This is a genomic window from Fructilactobacillus sp. X3R2C1 (assembly GCF_059901235.1).
The window spans coordinates 246,710-264,901 of record NZ_JBWXVA010000001.1; the positions used below are offsets into that span (position 1 = coordinate 246,710).

Genomic DNA, 18,192 nt, shown 5'->3' on the forward strand with positions numbered 1-18,192 from the left:
CAATTATAACAAAAAACATTCCCAAAGTATTTTTGGGAATGCTAATTTCTATTTATTTCGTTTTCGGTAGAATAGCCACTCGCAGAATGCCCCCAAAATTCCAACGAGGGTCAAAAGCAATCCCAGGATTAATCCGGGAGTGCGGTAATGGAAGTGAAGAGTGTGCTTACCAGGCTTTAATTTCACTCCGGTAAGGCCGTCAGCAACCATCAAAGTCTTGACTTTCTTACCATTCTCAGTCACGTGCCATCCCTTGTCATAAGGAATACTCAATAAGAGCACGTTGCGCTTTGAACTCGTCTTAACGTGACCAGTGAAATCGGCTCCTGAAAGTTTCAGGTTCTCAGGATGATCCACTCTCAGCTTGTATGGCTGAGTTTCGTCAACAAATTGATTGAAAGCCACACCGTCTAAGCCAGAGAAGCTCTTTAATAGACTCTTCTCCTTCAGACTATTAGAAGAAATAATCTTAACCGTAAATTTCTGTCCTTTATCAAAATGACCTAACTTAACGTTTTCAGTCCCGATCATCCGGTATCTTTCAGGAATCTTCTTGCCATTCACAAAGATTTTATCCTTGTAGAGGTTGGCCTGGCTCAGATACATGTATTGGTTACCGGAAATAACCGGATTAACCGTCAAATTATACTTGTATCCGTCCACCGTATCCATTTGTCTAGTATCGTATGGATCAACCGTCTGATAACGGTACTTACCAGAATTATTAACGGTAACCTGAGCCTTATGCATGAACTTCTTCTTGGTTCCGGACTCGTCTTGAACGAAACGATTCAAGTTCTTAAAAACATGACCCTTGTTTAGTTTGGTCTTAACAATCCGATCAGAAACCGCATAGCCCAGTCCACTATAGCGTTCATTCTTTTTATTGATCGTCTGACCATTTTTCAAAATGGTTAACCGATTAGTAACTCCAAGTAGTTGGTCGGTAATCGGCGAACTACCAATCACGCTAACCCGGCGCACGTTTCTTGACGATAATCCCAGATTAGAAAGGACTGCTTGAGTATGCATGTTTAAAGTTGAACTATAGCCACTTACCCCACGGTAATTAAAGATAATTCCATCATTATACTGGTTGTAATCCTGATCAAAGATCCCACTGTACAGTTGATTATTCACGTCATTACGATGGAACGTCGTTTGATTCTTCTTATTATCAACTTTTTGGTCAATAATGCCTTTAGACTGGTTATAGGCATTTTCAAATTTTTTCTGATTCCCAAACATTGCAGGAGCATTCCTAAACGCATCAATCCGTCGTCCCTGAAGCGAGAGATAGAGGTTAACCCCCATCTCAACGCACAGGACTGCGAAAAGCAGGTACCAAATCTTTTTGCCATAGCGATTCGTTGCCATTAACAACAACGTGGTTATTAAGACAAAGATTAAAGCATAAATTAAGTGGGAATTCCCAGCAATAAGCTGAATGCCATACTGATGCATGTGGTTAAATAAGGCAACCAAATCGCCACAACCGTACCCAATTACTAACAGGAAGGAAACGATTAAACCAGCGTTTTTAACAACTCGATTGTCCTTAAACGCTCCGTTAATGTAAGCTTCATATGCGAACATGATGGTCACAAAACCGAACATGAAGGCTTCTCTATACGGGAATCCAGCTGGATTTTGGAACATGTGCCAAATAGTGTTAAAAGTGGTAATCCACATCCCGACGAAAATTGCCCCAACTAGCCAGAAGGAAGCGTGTTTCTGTCGTTTCGTAATCTTCTTCGATAACCAGAACACCAGGAGGCCCATGATGAAGATCGTACCCACAAAGATACTGGGATCATGGGACAAACGGCCCATAAAGTTATTGGCTCCCACCCCAAGATTAACAAAAACAGCAGGACTAAACCTTGGATAAGGCAGAAAGTCCCAGATTTTGAATAATCCCTTACTGGTTGAAAGCATCCCCACAATTGATGGAATCAACATGAAACACGACAACAGGGCGGCAATGATCGAACTAATGACGTACTTACACGTCATGGAACCATGAACCTTTAGGTAATGCCAAAACCCAGTTTTAGTTGGACGGTTCAAAAAGACGAGATAGACAAAATAGATTAAAGAGTAAATACACAGCATATAGCCCATGTAGTAATTCATGATAATGATGGCCGTCAAAGCGACGACGTATCCGCCCCATTTCCCCTTATAAAACAGTCGCTCAATTCCAAGGGTTAAAAGCGGTAGAATCATTAAGGCCTCAAGCCACATGAAATCATAGAAGTAGAGGGCAACGTAACCACTCAAACTGTATGCTACGGCAGCCATGATTTGCATCATGTCCTGTCTGTGATACTTCACCTTCAAAAAGAAGGCCATTGACCAACCAATTAGTCCGATCTTAATCAAAATGATGATTGAGATCAGAATTGGCATGTGAACCACACTGAACCATGAAACCAATAAGTTCAGAGGACTCATTAAATAGTAAGTGTAGATCGGAACGGTATTATCACCAATCGAGACCAAAAACGAGTATGCACTAAAGGTATGATGGAGCATTTGATCACGAAGTAACTTAAAAAATGGCATGTACTGCGTGAGCAAATCACTGATAAGTAGATTATGGTTACCAAATGGTGTTATTCCGTAAATTGCGAAGACGATGGAAGCCACTACGACCGGAATGATAAAAGCGGCCGCGTAGTATTTCCAAACATGCATTTTCTTTTTCATAGCTAAAAAATCCCTCGATATTAATATTTGTAAAATTATGTAACCACAGTTCATTGTATTATATTTTTGTGACGTAACCTAACAAATGTGACAATTCTTTAGGAATAATTTGTTAGTTCAATCATTTAACGCTAGTGTCTTTGACAAAACCAGCTAGCCTTCATAACTAGGATACGTCAATTATTCCAATTAACTTCCCTTAAAGTTAAATATCTCCCTAAATTACGTCATTTAACATTTCAATGGTGGTTTATTTCTTAAATTTTGGTAAAATGAATTTAAGCTTAGGCTAATAAATAAAAAGGAGTGTTCATATGTTTAGTAAAACAAAGGGCTTTGACCCGTTTTCACTGGTTATCGGAATCCTGAGTGTGATCTTATCACTCTTCATTTTGAAGAATCCATTGAACTCATTTAAGGCATTAGTTTTCGTCATTGCCATCCTGTCAATCGTTGAAGGGATCTTCAAGATTGCTGAAATTTCTCAACTAGACAAATCATTAGGGATGTCACCAGTTTGGCTTGTCATTAACGGTGTGCTTGATATCATCATTGGTATCTTGATCTTCTTAGACCCTGCCGTTGGTGGAATCTACATCTGGTTGATGTTATCAATCTGGTTCATCATCGATTCATTGTTTGAACTATGGTACAGTCGATTTGCCGAAAGAAACCACAAGGGTTACTTCTGGTTTGAAGTCATTCTTGGTATTATTGGCTTGATCTTAGGAATTGTTCTATTATTCCAACCAGCCATGGCAATGTCAGTTGCATTATTCTTAGTGGCATTTTACTTCATGTTCTTTGGAATCTTGTTAATTGTTCGTTCATTCTAACCAAAAATAAAAGATCGCGGATTCGCGATCTTTTTTTGTACCATTAATTATTTGCGGTCCTTATTTGGTTCTTCAGGACGGTCACTACGTTCGATGTGTTTATGAATCTCTTTCCCATCGGTTGAACGGTTTTCATGGCCACGATCTTTTTTGTGATCGTCTTTTTCTAACTTATGCAATAAGTTCTTTTCTTGTTTTTCACTAGGTCTTCTGTCACTCATACTAAACCCTCCTCTTCTGTTTATACGTTCCCATTATATCATTATCATCGTGGCTTTCATAAAGAATCATTTCCAAAAATGGTTTAATTGCCTTTTGAAAAAATTAATGCTAGTTTTTAGATAATGAAAACTAAGGAGAAAATACTATGAAATATGGAGTTACTGCTGGAACGGGTCGTTTCGGTGAGCGTGCTATCTTGGGCTTGATTCGACTGGTCCCTGTCGAAGACATCGTCGTAATTGCCAGAAATACTGAGAAAGCCAAAAAGATGTATCCTGCGGGAGTGGAAATCAGAAAGGGTGACTACAATGACACTGTAAGTCTGAATCAGGCCTTTGATGGAATTGATAAGCTTCTTTTCGTCTCATCGCAACCTGATCCAGAACATCCCCGCTACGTCCAACACGAAAACGTGGTCAACGCCGCCGTCAAAGCTAAGGTCAAGTTTATCGCTTATACGAGCTTCCCCCACGCTGACATCGCCAAGGTGCCACTAGCAGAGGACCACGCCAAGACCGAAAAATTAATTGAGGCAACTGGCATCAACCATTCCTTTCTTAGAAACAACTGGTACCTAGAAAACGACCTCGACCTCATCAAACGTTCCGCTAAGGGAGCGGCTTTTATCTTCTCCGCTGGTGACGGCAAAGTTGGCTGGGCCGAAGAGAAATACTACGCGTTTGCGGCGGCCAAGGTCATGGCAAGCGACGAAAAGACCAAGGATGTCTATGAGTTCTATGGAAACGAACACACCTACGCTGACTTAGCAGCCTCAGTCATTGCCAACACCAACAGGGACTTTAAGGTTAACTTGTTAAACGATGACAACTACCGCCAAGCTTTAGCAAAACGCGGCTATGACAAGGGTTCAATTAATTTCATGGTCAGTGTCCAAGACATGATCAGGGCCGGGGTCTTAGATGAAAATATCGACGAACAGGCCGTCAAATTCGGGATGACTCATCAAGAAATCTTGGCAAACAATACTGACAACGATCCGGACCTGCCGCAGGTCATTGGTAGACCATTACCAACCCTTGATGAACAGGTTAAAGATTTATTATCCACTAAACCATCATACGAAATCTAAGCAAAAGAAGTTCTTTGATTAAAATTTTAGTCAGAGAACTTTTTTAAACCCATTGATTGCATGATTTCCCCAAGTGTATTAACTTAAACTTAATTAAAGACTAAACTTTCTAGCAGAATCGAAGTGAGTAACCATGCGGCAAGAATTACTTTTTAATAATCAAGATCAAAACGTTCCCTTAGCCAGTCGGGTTCGTCCCAAGACTTTAGACCAATTTGTGGGACAGCAAAATCTCCTTGGAGAGGGAAAAATTTTAAGAGAACTAATTGAAAACGACCAGGTTTCTTCCATGATTTTCTGGGGACCACCTGGGGTTGGTAAAACCACTTTGGCCGAAATTATTGCCAGAAAAACGCAATCAAACTTTTATAGTTTCAGTGCGGCCGACAGCAGCATCAGCAAAATTAAAAAAATCATGCGTCGGGCTGAGCAAGATCAAGCAATTGGGCAAAAAACGATTGTCTTTGTCGACGAAATTCACCGTTTTAACAAAGCCCAACAGGACGCCTTTTTACCCTACGTCGAACAGGGTAGCATCATCTTGATTGGAGCTACCACCGAGAATCCGTCGTTTGAAGTCAATTCGGCGTTACTATCACGCTGTAAGGTCTTTGTCCTGCACGCCCTAAAACCGTCCGACGTGGTGACGCTTTTAAACAACGCCTTAAAGAATCCGGATGGCTTTGGCAAACAGAACATCAAGATTGGCAAAGATGAAATTAACGAGATTGCTAATTTTGCTAACGGTGACGCCCGTAAGGCGTTAAATACACTGGAAATGGCCGTCCTCAATGGTGACAAAAAAGACGGTGTAACTACCATTACACTAGATGGCTTGAAACAACTGATCGGTAACAAGTTTGTGCTGTACGACAAAAATGGTGAAGAACATTACAACATTATCTCAGCTTTGCATAAATCGATGCGTAATAGTGACGTTGACGCCGCCATTTACTGGCTTTCTCGTATGCTAGACGGTGGAGAAGACCCGCTTTACATTGCCAGACGACTGGTGCGGTTTGCCAGTGAAGACGTTGGCTTAGCTGACACGAATGCTTTAAACGTTGCCATTAACGTGTTTCAGGCCTGTCAGTTTCTGGGGATGCCCGAGTGTGACGTCCACCTCGTAGAGGCCGTTACGTACCTCTCACTCGCACCAAAATCAAATGCCCTCTATAAGGCACGATTAGCAGCCAAGAAAGACGTCAAGGAAACCGCTGATGATCCCGTTCCACTGCAAATCAGAAACGCTCCCACTAAGTTAATGAAAAACTTGGGTTACGGGAAAGGATACGAACTCGCCCATAATTATCAAGATAAGTTAACCACCATGAAAACGATGCCACCTTCAGTTGAGGGCCACGTCTACTACAAACCCACGAGTGAAGGCCATGAGATCCGGTTCAAGGAACGCCTGGAACAGATCAAGAAGTGGCATGAACAACACGATAATAAAAATTAAGCCAAAAAATTGCCAGCCCGATGTTTAATCAGATCTGACAATTTTAATTTACTGTAATTTTAAGAAAAATCGACACCACTAATAATTAAATAACGCTCCAAATACAACTAATACCAACATAATCAGTCCGAGAATCCAGAAATTAGCCGCAAACAAAACAATCGTAGCGGCTAATAGAAACATCAACAAAAGACAACCACAAGCCGCACTGCTGATAAACTCAAACAGTAACCAGACCAGAAACAAAAAAATAAAGATTGATATTGCAACAGTCATTTTTCGCCTTTCTAAGATACGATTAATTCATACACTTTATATTTAAACACAAAAAATGAACCTCTCAAAGTTCCTTTAGAGATTCATAATATTACATATTTTAAAAGTAAACAACGAATAATTCTAACGTACTGTAAGAAGCCTCATTACAATAATTACAATTTGCTATCAAGTAGTTGTTGAAACTGGTCCATGGTATCATCAAACTTCGGTAGTTTACCCGTATCCTGGGCATTTTCAACAATCTTAATGACCAAGTCGTTGAATGGAGTCTTGATTCCATACTTCTTGCCCGTCTCGGAGATCACTCCATTGATGTCATTAACCTCAGTCTTTCTGCCCTTCTCCAAATCTTGCAGCATACTAGCCTTTAGGTTCTTACTGTTGTTCATCGCGGACTTCAGGTAGGCCAACTGTGCTGGTTCATCATTAGGATGTTCACTAGTAAGTGAACTGAGGTCATGATTTCCCAATTTGGCAAATTTAACACCGTCAGCATGACCCACCTTTAATCCTTCTTTGATGATATTTAGCGCACTCTTTAAGCCAACCTCACTATCAGCAACTTGGCCAAACGTAGCATCACTTGCGGCTGATAACCCACTAAACGATGAGTTAACCAAAAGTTTAGACCATTTGGTTCCAAGTAAGTTATCGGAAATGGCGGTGCCACCAACGTGACTCAACACGTCTTTGACCTTCTTAATGCGGTCGGTGTCCTTCCCGTCAAGTTCACCAATCTGAAACGCCGCATTTTCAAAGGCAGGAAGTGCCGTGGTCAATTCGGATTCCGTGTGGTTAAGTTGGGTCCCACCAAATTCAACCGAACCAGCAACGATGTTTGCGGGATCAATGACCTTTGAAATCGCAATTTCTGGAACCCCGTTTTGAAGTGAAACCAAAGTTCCATCCGGTTTCAACACTTCTTTAACCTTGGGGAGAACTTCACCATTATGAGTCTGCTTGGTCAAAAGTAAGATGAGATCATACTCGTTCGATTTTAATTCATCCGGAGTTTTGGCGGTGACAGGAACAGTAAAGTTAGCCGTGCCGGTAACCGTCGCACTCTGATCATTTAAATCCTTAACGTGCTGGGGATTGTTGGCAATCAAATCCACGTTGCCTTTGCCGTATGCTTTGGTGAGATATGCACCAATAATGGTCCCAAGTGAACCAGCGCCGTAGACTGCAATTTTCATTATTACCATACTTCTTTCTTTTTTTGGAATACTTTGGAATACATGGAGAAGTATGTCGCTGTGAAGTGGGAATGTCAAAAACGAGGGCTTATAAAAAGTGCTAAACCACTTAAATAGTTAGCACTCACATTATATTAGTTTTGTTTTTCAACCAACTCACTATACTTCTTATAAAAGCCCTTCGTATCCGTATACGCCAAACGATACAACTCATAGTACTTGTTATACTCTTCGTGTCTTTCTGGATTGGGTTCAATTTTTTCATTAATCTTGACCCACTTTTGGACTGCTTGTGGTTGAATTTGATTCAAGCCAATTCCAGCTAGAATGGCACTTCCGAGGTCGGCTTCACCACCAGAATCGGTTGTTTTGACGATTTTACCCGTCACGTCCGCAATGATCTGGACCATTTTTTTAGAACTGCTAACACCACCAACTAGAGTAAATGAGTCGCCAATGTGATCACCAAACTGTTCAATACTCTGACGAACGGAATAGGCAATGGCCTCCTGAAACGCCTTAAATAACTCGTAACGCTTTGTCGTCATTGAAATCCCAAAGATGGTTCCTCGAACGTTGGAGTCCCAGACCGGACTGCGTTCTCCCATAAAGTATGGTAGAACAATCAAGCCGTTGCTACCAGCGGGAACGTGATTACTCTCTTCGTCCAGCATTTTCGTACTGTTATTATTATCAACTTCCTGAGCGAATTCTCGGGTAAACCACGCAATTACCGCGCCAGCCGTGTTAGCTCCGGCAAAGTTATAATAGTATTCATTTGGCTTGTAAGCATATGGCCAAATAATCAGATTGTCGTCTTTAAGTGGCTTGTCGGTCACAAGCGCTGCATTCATTGACGTTCCTAGCGCAATCGTCATACGACCCGTGCCAAGGACGCCTGTTCCGACCGTCGCTGGTCCAACGTCAACTCCAGTATTAAAGATTGGTGTCCCAACTTTTACGCCTAGTTCTTGCGCCCACTCGTCAGTGACTTGACCGGCAACATCCGTGCTAGCAATCATTTTCTGTGGCAATTTATTTAAATCAATGCCTAATTTAGTGGCCAGCTCAGGTGACCACTCATCATCATTAATGTTGAAAATCCCAGCTAAGTTACCAGCCGCAGAATAATTAATGCTGATGTTTCCCGTCAACTTATAAATGACGTACGATTCTGGTGGCAAAAATTGATAAGTGTCGCGGTACAACTCCGGCTTGTTTTGTTTCAACCACATAATTTTAGTGTAACCGTAGTACGGATCAGTCAAGTTACCAGTGATGTCCATCAGTTCGGACTTACTAACGAGTTTCAGCGCTTTTTCGGTTTCTTTTGTAGCCCGGCGATCCATCCAAATTAACGCGGGACCGAGTGGCTGCCCGTTCTTATCAATGGGAACTCCAGAACCTCCATAAAGACCGTCGATGCCAACGCCAATGATATGAGTACTATCGACTTTTCGGGCTAATTTTTTAATCAAAGACGTCACTGCCTGGAGCCAGTCGTCAGCATTTTCTTGTGCCCATTCTGGATGTGGTGTTTCTAACTGATACGAAGCTTTGTCTTGAGCAATAATTTCACCCGTAGTCGTCATCAAGATAGCTTTGGTGCTTGAGGTGCCGATGTCAATTCCTAAAATGTATTGGGTCATGGGAAGTCTCCTTTGAAAAATAAAGTGAGCTGTTTTGATAACATAAGTTTAGCTTATTGGGAGTAATTTGTTAATGAGTGAACATAAAATGGAATAAAAAAGAGATGCAAGAATGAGCATCTCATGTAATTTATATTATATAAAAATAACTAAATAAATTAATTATGAATAACAAAGAAAAAAGCGTGGATAAACGCCACAAATCCGCAGTTTTTACCTTTACCAAGGTTGTATTCATAAATAAAATCAGTTAGTTTGTAATGAATAGTGCATAAAATGAATATCAAAACACCTTCTAGGGTTACTATAACAAACTGCATCAAATGGAAAGACGGCCAATAAACAAGGACAGTCATTAAAAACAACACACCATTATAAAAACCATTATTAACATTTGAAGACCATGATTTAATTAAAGTTCCACCTTTGTAATTTTTTATATTCATACTGAATGTAATATCACCATTGTTTTCTCTACTACAACTATCATATAATTTTCGATAAGCAACTTCTAAAGATAAATATTCGGCCCCTATTGCTTCAAATAACACAACAATACCAAACAACATGATGAAAAGTTGATTTTTATCAAAGCTAGAACTGGTAGATTTTACAAATGTAAATATTGCAGCTAAAAGTGAAATACATAATCCCTTCATCTTAAATGAATTACCACCCAAACGATCAATTACATTCTCTATCATTTTAAGATGTTCAACTTTATTTGAATTTAAAATAATATCACAACCTTCACAAGCTAAAATCGTTATCTATATTTAAATTTCTAAATTACTATCTAATTTTAAAACCCTAGAAATCTCTACAGAAATTTCTTCTTCATCATTAAGTAAGCACATGTTGTTGACGATATCATTAATGTTATATCCAATTACTGGAACTTTTATTTGATTTTTCTCTTTTATACTCTTATTCGTTTTATCTCTTGATTCACTCTTTAATAATTTATTTATTAATATCCATGCCTTTTTATTATTAATATAAATTCTATTTTGTGTTTTCAATTCTTCCATAATCCATGGAGAATATGTTGTTCCATCCATAATAGACTCATCTGATTCTACAAAAAGAAAAACAGCACAATTATCAATCATTTGATTTAGTGCGTTCATTAGCATTATATAAACATGGGAGGCAACAAACATTGATTCATTATACTTATATGAACCATCTGAATTTAAACAATAATCTTTCAAAATATTATTAATCAACTTATTACAATCACCCCAGACATCAGAATCTACAAACGGTTTAAATTCACTATTGGTTTTCAAAAATGAACATAGCTTATTTATTAAATTAATGTCATTATGCGAATGAGAAATAAATATATTCAAATTTTTATTTTCTTTAAACCAATCTTTAGTTAAGCTATCACCATTCAAAAGCACGTTATCTTGTTGTTTTCTTGTGTAACTATTTATACTCTTCTCTATTAATTCTTTAGAAAAGGCATCTTTAATATTTAACACATTATGTTTTCTTTCTTCATTATCATTACTCTCAAGAATATTATTCAATACTGATTCTTTTATTCTAAAACTATATAACATACTATCCCTCGTTTCATAATAAAAATTATTTTACATTTATAATATAGAATACCATGTGATTATTAGTAAACTTAAATGAACATCTTCTTTTTCATCAAAAACAATGCATCCTGTTGGGTGTTTTGTATAATATGGTTATTTTCAATTTGGTTTAGCGTTCCATATCCCATTCCCAATGTTTTAGCAAAATCTCTGCTAGATAATCCATAACTTTTTCTAAGTCTTCGCACGTCTTTTGGATCCATAAATCCCTTTAATTTTCGGTAAGCATTAAATATTTTATAGATATTTTCATCTGGATTGTCAAAATCAAGCCACTTTTCACCTGATTCATCAATGAGAAAGTGTTCATTAATATTAACGTCTACACCTTTAAAATTCAGAGTTTTATTCTCATAAACATCTAGGTATTGACCAGTTCGGTCTGTTTCTGGATTATATAATAATTTTGTCATTATTTTCTCCCTTCTACTTATTATAACGATAGGGTATTGTATACTCAGCAATATGAATTGAAATCCAATATACTGACTTCTTTTTCAATTGAAATTTTAAATACAAATCATAATTTAATCTCGTTATCCCGAACACCCAAATATCTCCAGAAATTGGTGGAATATGAGTGTCACTTTCTGGACCACAAACATAGTCATTCCAAGAAAGATTGTCATAAATAAAATTCATGCTTCCTGTTGAATCCATTTCTAATTTAATTTGGGTATCTAAATTTTTAGAGCGTCTACTTACTTGCCAAGTTGATCAATTCTTTTTGCTCTTCTTTAAAACACTTGTAATTCTACTATTAGATGCATTATTCACAATGTTTATCACCATATCTTTCTTGGTTAAGATCATTATTTCATTTGTTTCTAATCAGAAACAGCATAATAAATTAACCCATAATAAAAAACTCAGTTAAATTAATTAACTAAATGGTTTACATAGTGCATATTACACATTAATTATATTTATAGGTTTTCTATATTAAAGTTAAGTCTTTTTAATTTTTTGGTACAAAATATGAGAGAATTAAACTAAATAATCTATATAAATGGAGAATACTTAACCTATGAACAAAATTAACAATCTTATCCAATATGTTTGTGCCCACCTCATTAGGGTAATAAAATACATTTTCTTTTGTTTAAAATCACATAAAAAAGTAATCACCATCATAACTTCTCCCATAGTTATACTTTATTTATGTTTAAAAATTTCTAATACTCTATTTGGATGGGGTACAGGAACAACAGACGGATGGCTAGGGTTATTAGGTTCTTATTTGGGGGCAATTATTGGTATTATTGGCATATATATCCAAGTAAATAAACAAAAAAGAATAGATGACAAAAGACAAATTGATAACAGCAGGGTTATGTTTTATATAGAGAGTTGGAATAACGGACCATTTGCAGGGAAATACGTTTTTATAGATACATCAAGTAATGAAAAAAAGATATTATTCGATAAACTACTGAATGCATCAAGTAATAATCAGCCCATAACAAATACAAAAGACACTGAAAATAAAAAAGTAAATGATATTTACTGTTTTCGCATTCTTAACACCTCTTCAAATGATGCATCAACTTGCAAAATAGAAATGACTTGGGAATTCAAAGAAAGTGGAGATCGTAATTTTAAAGATAATTATATTGTTCCCGTTATAAAGGCCCATGACTCAATTTTTATTGTACCAACTGAAATTCTTAAATATGAATACACAGATGGTAAGAATTGTACTTTTGCTTCTCTTAAATTAGAAATCATCTATGTATCTAAAAGTGATGAAGTAAATAAAATTTCTTATAATTATAAAAATTTACAGAAACATATGATTGGACTCCCAACAAATATTATTAATAATTTCAATGGACTAACTAAGCAAGATTATTATGAAAATCTATATAAAAATCCAGTTAATACCTCTTATTTTCTTATAAAAAATTAAAGCCACCAAAATAATTTTGGTGGCTTTTTAAGCTTTTTTATCCTACAACTCATACATATACTTCACATCATCCGCCTGGGCATCGGATTTAATCAACAACGTCTCAAATAAATCGGTTAAACCGACAATTTCATTGGTATGAAACGTAATGGTATTTTCTTTTTTATCAATCTCAGTATCAAACGCATTTTCGGTAATGCGCCAGTTCTCGTTGGTCCAGTCTTCCTGATTAAAGGCCTGAAAGGCAATGTAGTTATTAATCAACATCTCACCCTGTTTGGACAACCAAGCAAGTACGTTCAGGTCAATGCCTTGAAAACCCTCTCTTAAGTCCGGTTGCAAAATTTTCTCTGGATCATATGGCTGAAAGACCTCTAAGTCAATGTTGTCCTTAATCAAATACTTTTTGGCCTCAATGTAGCCACGTTGTAGTGAAGCAATGGTGGCCTCTTTCATCTTGTCATCCATGGGTTGTTCAAATTGACCGTAGACCTCCATGAAAGTTGAAAGGAACTTCTGCTGGTCACGTTGGACGTGGTCGTAGAATTCATCCCCATTGTGATTCATATCAGCCGCTAGTGCTTCCACCGTCGACGGAATATCATCCCGGTTAAAGTCAACGTTAACCATGTACACCCCAATCGCAGCGTTTGACAAATAATTATCGACGATTACGTCCCTAATTTGTTGCGGAATCGGTCTGACCTTGTTGAAATCAAACTGATTACTGTTATCGTTGACTCCTGTCGCTACCAATCGTTTAAACACTCGCCCGTTATCTGCCTTAATAATATGTTTCATTTTAAATACTCCATTCATTAATTGATTGTGATTATGACTATACAACATCACTCATTTTTACAAAAGTCATTTCACACCAATTTATCGAAAATAAAAGAGACTTCACGACTGAAATCTCGATTTCATTATTTACTTTTTAGGATGCTCAAGATTTACCAAGAAATCACGGGTCATTTCGTTTGTCCGGTATGGATAACGTCCGTTTCGATCCGTTACCCGGTGAAGTGGCAACACGATCCAGATGGGACTTCTTGAAATGGCAGCCTCCACTTTATCCTGACTAACACCAGAACGGTCTGCCAGATCGGAAACCGTAACTAATTCACCAAACGGGATCTGGGCAATTTCGTTCCAAACCAACCGGTCTTCATCAGAACCGTACCCCATAAAATCAGTTGGCAAATCAAGACTGGTTGACTTACCTCGCAAATAGTTTTTAATTGTTTTACGATACTGCAAGCTGTGCTCACTATTTTTGGCGTACTCAAAATGATCATTCGTATAAAAATCAAGCAGTTGAGACACTCCTTGACCTGGACTGCTTACGAAATTCAATCCATGATCGTCAATCGTGAAGAAGACTTTATCCCCGTTAACATGAACGGAATCCCAATACAATCTTTGCATTTTTTTACCTCATCCCACTCTTTCCATATCATCATTTTATCATAAAATGTGATGGTAACCTAACTCCAGGGAAACAATTATCGCCGTCCGCGTGGTATCCTAGGGGTAGAATACGAAAAAGGAGAACGCTTATGACTAAAGAAATGAATGCCGTTGGTTACACAAAATATCTACCAATTGATGACCCCAAGAGTCTGTTTGATTTCACCACCGAAGTACCCAAGCCCGAACCACACGATCTGTTAGTAAAAGTGGCTGCCGTTTCGGTTAATCCCGTGGACGTTTTCACCCGTGAAGCTCAAAAAGAACCACTAAAAGAACCGAAAATTATCGGATGGGATGCCGTTGGAATCGTTGAGGCAGTTGGTTCTAAGACCAATCGTTTCAGTGTTGGTGACCGAGTCTTCTACGCCGGTTCACACGTTCGTCCAGGTAGCGATAGTGAGTATCAGGTGGTTGACGAACGCATCGTTGGCATTGCCCCGAAGAAGTTAGACAATGCTAACGCTGCCGCCATGCCACTCACTAGCCTAACGGCGTGGGAGGCCATGTTTGAACAGATGAACATTGACTTTTACGACCGTGACGAACAGAACCACAATAAATCAATCTTAATTATCAATGGTGCTGGTGGAGTTGGTTCAATTGCGACCCAATTGGCCCACCGCGCTAACCTCAAAGTCATTGCCACTGCTGGAAAAGATGAGACGAAACAGTGGGAACTCGATCACGGCGCCGACATCGTTGTTGACTACCACGATGACATCGTTTCAAAGATTCACGACCAGGGCTTCAAATACGTTGACTACATCTTAGATTTACGTAACATCGACGCGTACTGGGACGAAATCTGTGAGTTAATTGCCCCATCTGGCACAATTGTATCAATCACCGGCTCTGGCAAGTCACTCGACATGAGTAAATTAAAGGAAAAACGTGCTCGCTTCGCCTGGGAATACATGTTTACCAAATCCGAATTCCATACTCCTGACATGATTACCCAACACGAAATCCTGGATAAGATTAGTATCATGCTCGATGAGGGGAATTTAGTAAGCACCATGACCAAGCAGTTCGATCCCATCAATGCCGAAAATTTACGAAAAGCTACCAAGTTAGTCGAAAGTAAGCAAATGATTGGGAAAGTCGTGGTGGCCAATGATGAAAACGAAAAATAATAGTGCCACAAGGGAAACCGAAGAACTAAAAAAGAATGGTCAACTCAAAGAGGCACTTGAAGGCCAAAAGGACCAGAATCCTGATCACTATTCTGATATTAGTAAGGGAATTAACTGGAATAATCTTTAACATTAAAAAGGATTGAACTTTTTTCAACGGCTCAATCCTTTTTGTATGTCTATTATTTTTTTAACCAATGATAGATTCCTCTAACAATCACGTATCCGACCGTCACAATCCATGCCAATATCGACAGAGCAACCACTGCCATGAAATGTGCTGGATTTTGGTATCCAACCGTCAACTGATTCTGACTGGACTTTTCTTTAACCCTTGCCGACCCAATATCGGAAACGCGATATTGATTACGACTAAGTTTGGCCCCGTTCAGTTTAACCGTCGAACTATGGTACAAGATTACCGGAACCGTCCGGTAGCCATTCTTCGTTTGACTGGCATCAGTGTTCCACTTAACGGTTAAATCACCATTATGGTCCACTTGTTTTTTAAAGCCATGATTATTCATGACATCAGCATGGTACTGCGATCCAACCGAATTAAAGTTGGGATTACCAGAATCATTTGGCAAGTAGTCTCCGTTTGACTCAGAAACGTCGCGCAATGGCTTATCAAGGTTACCACTTATAAAGTCTAAGCGAACCTGTTTCACGCTCAAATCCTTCTTAAATGGACTTTTAGCAGGTGGCAGGTACTTGCGTGGCGTCTCCACGTTTGGAAGGGCACGAATCATGTTACGTTTAATTGGGGAACTCTTGGGGTTATGCCAAACATCTACACCATACTGAACGTTTGAATACGCAAACCAGAGCGCAACAACCGCCATAACGGATACCACAATTCCCATGAAAATCTTCATGTAGTTGTAACGAATATCACCGTGCGATGCGCTGATTTTTTCGTACCAGTCACTACTAATCTGACTAAGTGACATGAAGAAACCCACCACCAACAAAATTGCCGCATACGGAAAGAAACGGTACGGGAACTGGATGAAGTTCTGCATGTAGGTCCACTTCTCACCCATTGCGTTCCAAGGGAGAATCGCCGATGACACTAGGAGAAACAAGCCACCCACAATCGTGACCACGATGTTAGTCAAATTCTTCTTTTTGGCAATAATCATGTAACCCAACTGGAAAACACAAATCAGTGTCAGTACAATTCCAACTTCATTGGGTAAGTTATTATAAAAATTAAAATTAGCCGAATACGTACTCATGTCCTTCATCATAAACGGTGGCATGAGTTCGTTTTTCCCAAAAATGTTCAAGAAACCGACGAAGTAATTTCCAGCCAAAATCAACGTTAAGAGCACGTTCAACGCAATCTTCCCAAGATACTTCCACTTAGCTCGGGAACGCCAAAGACCAACGACCGCAAACGGGACCAGCATAATAACCGTGAACAAGGCACTCAGGATGTGCATCTCAAGTAAAATCGCAACGACTAACGCTAACGTCACGTGAATTTTCTTCGGTGAACCGTCCAGCAAATCGAGAGCCACCATCACCGCAAACGGCAGGACGGATGCACCCCAAGCTAGAAACTGGGCATCAGTCTGCCAACCGGTAATGAAGTTCTGTGACAAATAAATAACTGCGCCAGCCGTGGCAAAGAAACGGTTGACCTTGACCCGGCGAAACAAGCCGTATGAACCAAGTCCAGCGATTACGTACAATCCAAAACTCGTTACCAGCTGGAAGCTAAACCAACTCTTAGTCACTAGCAAAACTACGCCTAAGATAAATGCCATATAAGGTCCATAGACCGCGTTGACGATTCGTCCGGTCTGATTGAAGCTGTAGTTAGTCATGAAATAGTTGAAGTTGCCGGTCTGAAGCTGTCTTTCAACGTCATAAATGCGGTTAGAATGAAAGAGCGAGTCGTTTCCTAATAGAATACTGTGTGAAAAGTACTGAATTCCAACCAAGAAAAGGGCCGCTAACAAAATTAAAAGAACCGCTAGCGTCGTTTTAGCATATTTATTCTTCTTCATGATTTCCTCTTATAAGTAATTGTGATTAACTTCTTAATTATCATCGATTATACACTAATTAATTGCCACAAAAAAAGACGGTTACCTATCGTACCGCCATTATCTCGTTATTTTTGATCAGAATTCTGTTGATCGGATTCCTTTTGGAGTTTCTTCTTCTGGTGAATGTAAACTAGCGCCGTTACACAAACAATAAACGTCGTAAAGACCACTAGTAATGCCAATAAAATCGTCCAGATCGAGGTTGGCTTAGTTAAAAAGTAAACCACGATAAAAATCACAACTAGTGGCGTTAACCCCCAGTTCGCAAAGTTGTGCAAATTTTTAATCTTCTTATTTAATACTTCCTCTTTACTTTTTGACTCCATTAAAAAGACTCCTTTAGTTTCCCCGTTTTGGTAGCAAAATCGTGATGATCAGTCGTCCACGTGTTAAAAATTGCTGAATTTTGGGCCGCTTTAAATAAATTATCCTGTTGTTTCGTTTGAACTATTTTATCATTTTCAATCCGATTAAGCTTGCTTGAAACAAATTTACTCACAAAAAAAAGCGTTCTGTAACTCCTAGATTCACCCTAGTAATTACAAAGCACTTTAATAA

At 38.7% G+C, this 18,192-nt stretch carries 19 protein-coding genes; 6 read left to right on the top strand and 13 right to left on the bottom strand.

Going from position 1 to position 18,192, the window contains the following annotated elements; translation table 11 throughout:
• Positions 1-48: 48 nt before the first annotated feature.
• A complete protein-coding gene (locus AC6UDB_RS01340) occupies positions 49-2,712 on the bottom strand; it encodes a YfhO family protein (protein WP_500708932.1) in 2,664 nt (887 codons plus the stop codon).
• A 314-nt stretch (positions 2,713-3,026) separates the two neighbouring features.
• Between AC6UDB_RS01340 and AC6UDB_RS01345 the strand changes: the two genes are divergently transcribed.
• Positions 3,027-3,548 (top strand): HdeD family acid-resistance protein, encoded by a 522-nt coding sequence (locus AC6UDB_RS01345; protein ID WP_500693370.1) that lies wholly within the window; start codon positions 3,027-3,029, stop codon positions 3,546-3,548.
• 47 nt (positions 3,549-3,595) lie between these two features.
• Here the strand turns inward: AC6UDB_RS01345 and AC6UDB_RS01350 are convergent, their stop codons facing one another.
• Positions 3,596-3,769: a hypothetical protein gene (locus AC6UDB_RS01350; RefSeq protein WP_500693369.1), complete on the bottom strand. Its 174-nt coding sequence runs from the start codon at positions 3,767-3,769 to the stop codon at positions 3,596-3,598.
• Between the two features lie 146 nt (positions 3,770-3,915).
• Here AC6UDB_RS01350 and AC6UDB_RS01355 point away from each other — a divergent pair, with 146 nt between their 5' ends.
• Together AC6UDB_RS01355 and AC6UDB_RS01360 are read left to right on the top strand one after the other, a co-directional pair.
• A complete protein-coding gene (locus tag AC6UDB_RS01355) occupies positions 3,916-4,860 on the top strand; it encodes an NmrA family NAD(P)-binding protein (RefSeq protein ID WP_500708933.1) in 945 nt (314 codons plus the stop codon).
• A gap of 133 nt (positions 4,861-4,993) precedes the next feature.
• Positions 4,994-6,322 carry a replication-associated recombination protein A gene (locus tag AC6UDB_RS01360; RefSeq protein WP_500708934.1) on the top strand — a complete coding sequence of 443 codons (1,329 nt, stop codon included), beginning with the start codon at positions 4,994-4,996 and terminating at the stop codon, positions 6,320-6,322.
• A gap of 78 nt (positions 6,323-6,400) precedes the next feature.
• Here AC6UDB_RS01360 and AC6UDB_RS01365 read toward each other — a convergent pair whose 3' ends face one another.
• The 6 genes from AC6UDB_RS01365 to AC6UDB_RS01390 form a co-directional block, all read right to left on the bottom strand.
• Positions 6,401-6,598 carry a hypothetical protein gene (locus AC6UDB_RS01365; RefSeq protein ID WP_500708935.1) on the bottom strand — a complete coding sequence of 66 codons (198 nt, stop codon included), beginning with the start codon at positions 6,596-6,598 and terminating at the stop codon, positions 6,401-6,403.
• 155 nt (positions 6,599-6,753) lie between these two features.
• Positions 6,754-7,797, bottom strand: a complete 1,044-nt coding sequence (locus AC6UDB_RS01370; RefSeq protein ID WP_500708936.1) for a ketopantoate reductase family protein — start codon at positions 7,795-7,797, stop codon at positions 6,754-6,756.
• Between the two features lie 134 nt (positions 7,798-7,931).
• Positions 7,932-9,446 carry an FGGY-family carbohydrate kinase gene (locus AC6UDB_RS01375; protein ID WP_500708937.1) on the bottom strand — a complete coding sequence of 505 codons (1,515 nt, stop codon included), beginning with the start codon at positions 9,444-9,446 and terminating at the stop codon, positions 7,932-7,934.
• Between the two features lie 158 nt (positions 9,447-9,604).
• Complete coding sequence (locus AC6UDB_RS01380; RefSeq protein ID WP_500708938.1) at positions 9,605-10,150, bottom strand: hypothetical protein; 546 nt, start codon at positions 10,148-10,150, stop codon at positions 9,605-9,607.
• Between the two features lie 72 nt (positions 10,151-10,222).
• Complete coding sequence (locus tag AC6UDB_RS01385) at positions 10,223-11,017, bottom strand: hypothetical protein (protein WP_500708939.1); 795 nt, start codon at positions 11,015-11,017, stop codon at positions 10,223-10,225.
• A gap of 71 nt (positions 11,018-11,088) precedes the next feature.
• Positions 11,089-11,472: a helix-turn-helix domain-containing protein gene (locus AC6UDB_RS01390; protein WP_500708940.1), complete on the bottom strand. Its 384-nt coding sequence runs from the start codon at positions 11,470-11,472 to the stop codon at positions 11,089-11,091.
• A 614-nt stretch (positions 11,473-12,086) separates the two neighbouring features.
• Here AC6UDB_RS01390 and AC6UDB_RS01395 point away from each other — a divergent pair.
• A complete protein-coding gene (locus tag AC6UDB_RS01395; protein ID WP_500708941.1) occupies positions 12,087-12,968 on the top strand; it encodes a hypothetical protein in 882 nt (293 codons plus the stop codon).
• A gap of 42 nt (positions 12,969-13,010) precedes the next feature.
• Here the strand turns inward: AC6UDB_RS01395 and AC6UDB_RS01400 are convergent, their stop codons facing one another.
• On the bottom strand, positions 13,011-13,769 hold the full coding sequence (locus tag AC6UDB_RS01400) for a hypothetical protein (RefSeq protein ID WP_500708942.1): 759 nt from the start codon (positions 13,767-13,769) through the stop codon (positions 13,011-13,013).
• 129 nt (positions 13,770-13,898) lie between these two features.
• Positions 13,899-14,396, bottom strand: coding sequence for a methylated-DNA--[protein]-cysteine S-methyltransferase (locus AC6UDB_RS01405; RefSeq protein ID WP_500699003.1), 498 nt, complete (start codon positions 14,394-14,396; stop codon positions 13,899-13,901).
• 131 nt (positions 14,397-14,527) lie between these two features.
• Between AC6UDB_RS01405 and AC6UDB_RS01410 the strand changes: the two genes are divergently transcribed.
• Positions 14,528-15,574: a zinc-binding alcohol dehydrogenase family protein gene (locus AC6UDB_RS01410; RefSeq protein WP_500708943.1), complete on the top strand. Its 1,047-nt coding sequence runs from the start codon at positions 14,528-14,530 to the stop codon at positions 15,572-15,574.
• On the top strand, positions 15,558-15,704 hold the full coding sequence (locus tag AC6UDB_RS01415; RefSeq protein WP_500708944.1) for a hypothetical protein: 147 nt from the start codon (positions 15,558-15,560) through the stop codon (positions 15,702-15,704). Before AC6UDB_RS01410 ends, AC6UDB_RS01415 begins: the two co-directional genes overlap by 17 nt.
• Positions 15,705-15,756: 52 nt before the next feature.
• On the opposite strand, the gene AC6UDB_RS01420 is transcribed toward AC6UDB_RS01415, so the two are convergent.
• From AC6UDB_RS01420 to AC6UDB_RS01430, 3 genes are all read right to left on the bottom strand, one after another.
• Positions 15,757-17,592, bottom strand: a complete 1,836-nt coding sequence (locus AC6UDB_RS01420; protein WP_500708945.1) for a putative glycosyltransferase family protein — start codon at positions 17,590-17,592, stop codon at positions 15,757-15,759.
• 107 nt (positions 17,593-17,699) lie between these two features.
• Positions 17,700-17,960 (bottom strand): hypothetical protein, encoded by a 261-nt coding sequence (locus tag AC6UDB_RS01425; protein ID WP_500708946.1) that lies wholly within the window; start codon positions 17,958-17,960, stop codon positions 17,700-17,702.
• Complete coding sequence (locus AC6UDB_RS01430) at positions 17,960-18,133, bottom strand: hypothetical protein (protein WP_500708947.1); 174 nt, start codon at positions 18,131-18,133, stop codon at positions 17,960-17,962. Before AC6UDB_RS01430 ends, AC6UDB_RS01425 begins: the two co-directional genes overlap by 1 nt.
• Positions 18,134-18,192: the final 59 nt, after the last annotated feature.

Coding starts and splice junctions, on each gene's coding strand:
- AC6UDB_RS01340 (WP_500708932.1), bottom strand. CDS start 2,712: ATGAAAAAGAAAATGCATGTTTGGAAATACTACGCGGCCGCTTTTATC.
- AC6UDB_RS01345 (WP_500693370.1), top strand. CDS start 3,027: ATGTTTAGTAAAACAAAGGGCTTTGACCCGTTTTCACTGGTTATCGGA.
- AC6UDB_RS01350 (WP_500693369.1), bottom strand. CDS start 3,769: ATGAGTGACAGAAGACCTAGTGAAAAACAAGAAAAGAACTTATTGCAT.
- AC6UDB_RS01355 (WP_500708933.1), top strand. CDS start 3,916: ATGAAATATGGAGTTACTGCTGGAACGGGTCGTTTCGGTGAGCGTGCT.
- AC6UDB_RS01360 (WP_500708934.1), top strand. CDS start 4,994: ATGCGGCAAGAATTACTTTTTAATAATCAAGATCAAAACGTTCCCTTA.
- AC6UDB_RS01365 (WP_500708935.1), bottom strand. CDS start 6,598: ATGACTGTTGCAATATCAATCTTTATTTTTTTGTTTCTGGTCTGGTTA.
- AC6UDB_RS01370 (WP_500708936.1), bottom strand. CDS start 7,797: ATGAAAATTGCAGTCTACGGCGCTGGTTCACTTGGGACCATTATTGGT.
- AC6UDB_RS01375 (WP_500708937.1), bottom strand. CDS start 9,446: ATGACCCAATACATTTTAGGAATTGACATCGGCACCTCAAGCACCAAA.
- AC6UDB_RS01380 (WP_500708938.1), bottom strand. CDS start 10,150: ATGATAGAGAATGTAATTGATCGTTTGGGTGGTAATTCATTTAAGATG.
- AC6UDB_RS01385 (WP_500708939.1), bottom strand. CDS start 11,017: ATGTTATATAGTTTTAGAATAAAAGAATCAGTATTGAATAATATTCTT.
- AC6UDB_RS01390 (WP_500708940.1), bottom strand. CDS start 11,472: ATGACAAAATTATTATATAATCCAGAAACAGACCGAACTGGTCAATAC.
- AC6UDB_RS01395 (WP_500708941.1), top strand. CDS start 12,087: ATGAACAAAATTAACAATCTTATCCAATATGTTTGTGCCCACCTCATT.
- AC6UDB_RS01400 (WP_500708942.1), bottom strand. CDS start 13,769: ATGAAACATATTATTAAGGCAGATAACGGGCGAGTGTTTAAACGATTG.
- AC6UDB_RS01405 (WP_500699003.1), bottom strand. CDS start 14,396: ATGCAAAGATTGTATTGGGATTCCGTTCATGTTAACGGGGATAAAGTC.
- AC6UDB_RS01410 (WP_500708943.1), top strand. CDS start 14,528: ATGACTAAAGAAATGAATGCCGTTGGTTACACAAAATATCTACCAATT.
- AC6UDB_RS01415 (WP_500708944.1), top strand. CDS start 15,558: ATGAAAACGAAAAATAATAGTGCCACAAGGGAAACCGAAGAACTAAAA.
- AC6UDB_RS01420 (WP_500708945.1), bottom strand. CDS start 17,592: ATGAAGAAGAATAAATATGCTAAAACGACGCTAGCGGTTCTTTTAATT.
- AC6UDB_RS01425 (WP_500708946.1), bottom strand. CDS start 17,960: ATGGAGTCAAAAAGTAAAGAGGAAGTATTAAATAAGAAGATTAAAAAT.